The following is a 2,588-nucleotide window of genomic DNA, read 5'->3' as shown; positions in this document are numbered from 1 at the left end:
CCACTTGTCCTTTTGCGGGCAGCGGGTGGCGGGAAGCGGGCGGCGGCATTTTCCCAATCTGAATGAAATGATGAAGTTATTCCGGGACAATTCCTAAGTTATTCCAAGACAACCCCCCGAGACATACCCTGGCCAACAAACAGTTGCTCCGGATAATCAATGGCCCAGCGGTCATACAGTGCTTTTACCGCCCGATCATAAGCCTCATGCTGTGATGAGTAGCGATAGGAGAATACTTTAAACTGTCGTTTATCACCCGTTGTGATATCCGCTTTGTAACACTGTTTTGCCGGGTAGTGATAGATGCCCGGCACTTCCGGTTCGGTTCTGCGGATCAGGCAGAACAGCTCATCGGGTAACTGCGCACGCTCCGCTCTGGCCAGAGTTTTGGCCCGTTCCAATGTTGCTTCATCCCGGTAAATAAACTCATGTTCAATTTTGATATTCACCGACTTGCAATGTACCGCAAGCCGGACGCAGGTATCATGCCTGCCACGGGCCCTGCGGTTAATTAGCATCAGGTTATGATCGGGCTCGGCGTTATCCAGCCATCGGCGGTAAAGGTGAATGTAGACCGCCGTTATCCCACTTGCCCTCGGGAAGGGTTCTGTTGTTTGCCCCTGAAGCGGCTGATGAATCGGCTCAACGTCGGCTATTGGAGGGATTGGCTGAGGGTTTGACAACAGGGTGGCATCAGGAACAGTCGCCTGTTCAACGGTATTCGGTGGAGCAGTCAAGGTAAAATCCTCTAGCCAGAGCTGAAGAGAGTTTCCGTGCCGGGAAGGAAAAAAGCTGACACTTTCAGCAGGTATCAGCATAAGCTTTGGGACTGACCCCATTTTCATCCAGTGACCGGTTTGGGTCTATCCGTACTTGTACATTGGTGAACACCACGTTTTGTTGGGGGAGGTCGGGCCTTTGGCCCGGATATTTCCTATTGATCGAGGGGTAGGGCCCCCCCATTTGCTTTCTATGAGTTATATGTATATCAATAAGCACTGTACACGACAAAAATCAGGAGTAAGCCAGCGAGATCCACTATCTTGAGTTTTTACATTTTTCACTGTCTATAAATACAGTACAATATATTCAACGAGCAAATCATCGGAGATATAATGCTAACTTCAATTGAACTTTGTGCGGGAGGTGGTGGACAGGCTATTGGCTTGGAAATGGCAGGGTTTGCACATCTGGCTTTAGTTGAAAACGATCGTCATGCTTGTGAAACCTTAAGGCTTAACCGCCATGAATGGAATGTAGTTGAGGGCTGCTTACGAGTATTTGACGCAAAACCTTTTAAGGGACAAGTGGATTTAATCGCCGACGGTGTTCCCTGTCCACCATTCAGTCATGCCGGCAAGCAGCTTGGTACTGATGATGAAAGAAATCTATTTGATGAAGCACTAAGGATAGTAGAAGAGTCAAAACCAAAAGCAGTAATGCTTGAAAATGTCAGGGGGCTACTGGACCCTAAATTTGATGAGTACCGCAGGCATATCTCTAACCATCTTGAAAACCTTGGTTATTGGTCAGATTGGAAACTGTTAAACGCGTCGGATTTCGGCGTCTGTCAGCTTAGACCCAGGGTTGTAATGGTCGCATTGAGAACAGATTATAAACAGTTCTTCAAATGGCCAACCCCAAATACCAGCAACAACGTGACTGTTGGAACTCTACTCGAAGATCTCATGGGAGCAAATGGTTGGCCTCATGTGAAAAGCTGGGTGAAAAAAGCAAATTCAATTGCTCCTACTCTGGTTGGAGGCTCAAAAAAGCATGGCGGCCCAGATCTCGGCCCTACCAGAGCAAAAAGAGCTTGGGCAGAGTTATCAGTAAATGGGCACAACGTAATGTATGAAGCTCCTGAAGCTGACTTTGTTGGTAAAGCTGGACTGGAGAATATGCCATATCTGACTCTGAGAATGGCAGCAAGAATCCAGGGATTCCCGGATACCTGGGAATTTTTTGGTACAAAAACTCACGCATACCGACAAATCGGCAACGCCTTCCCACCACCTGTTGCCACAGCCGTAGGTACACAAATAAGGCTTGCACTGCTCAAGCAGACAAAACCCGAAAAAGTGATTAAACACGACCAACAACAGCTAGCTATTGGTTTTTAAAATAAAATTCCAGAGCCTTGATTATCAACTTATTTTTCATTGTTTGATCATTTCCTGCCTGCCCCTTGATTTGTTGAATTTAATCTCCAACAATGCTCTCCATCATAATGCCTGGTTTCAATATCACAACCAAGCTCATCCCTCAGCTCACGCGCTCGCCTGTCAAAATACTTTTGTCCGGTTAGTTCAAGAAGATATGAACTCTTTATCCAGGCACCCGGAAATGACCGGCCATCCCCCCACAAGGTACTAAGAATTTTTCTTATGGCTCCACTCAGTATCCTTCTGGCAGGCAAAGCATCAATGTACTCATCTAATGTCATTTAGCAATATCTCAAATTATATACGACATCAGACTTTATCACGGAATTTAATATTTACCATTGTGCAAAATCAGGACGATGGAACGTAAGGTCACGCAGTTACGCTAGGAGGCTGTCCGAGAATAGCGCCCGTAGCGAGGAT

At 46.6% G+C, this 2,588-nt stretch carries 2 protein-coding genes; one reads left to right on the top strand and one right to left on the bottom strand.

All coding sequences use genetic code 11. The features are described 5' to 3' along the window. Positions 1-98: 98 nt before the first annotated feature. Positions 99-737 (bottom strand): hypothetical protein, encoded by a 639-nt coding sequence (locus tag KDK14_RS20030; RefSeq protein ID WP_257266996.1) that lies wholly within the window; start codon positions 735-737, stop codon positions 99-101. Between the two features lie 378 nt (positions 738-1,115). Here KDK14_RS20030 and KDK14_RS20025 point away from each other — a divergent pair, with 378 nt between their 5' ends. Continuing rightward, the gene (locus KDK14_RS20025; protein ID WP_257266995.1) at positions 1,116-2,123 is read left to right on the top strand and encodes a DNA cytosine methyltransferase; all 1,008 of its coding nucleotides are present in this window, start codon (positions 1,116-1,118) and stop codon (positions 2,121-2,123) included. Positions 2,124-2,588: the final 465 nt, after the last annotated feature.

Origin of the sequence: Endozoicomonas sp. ONNA2 (assembly GCF_024606365.1) — a bacterium.
GTDB lineage: Bacteria > Pseudomonadota > Gammaproteobacteria > Pseudomonadales > Endozoicomonadaceae > Endozoicomonas.
The sequence above is the reverse complement of the archived record's forward strand: the minus strand, read 5'-3'. Positions and strand labels throughout refer to the sequence as shown.

Excerpts from the sequence above, each read along its gene's own strand:
- KDK14_RS20025 (WP_257266995.1), top strand. The coding sequence starts at position 1,116 with ATGCTAACTTCAATTGAACTTTGTGCGGGAGGTGGTGGACAGGCTATT.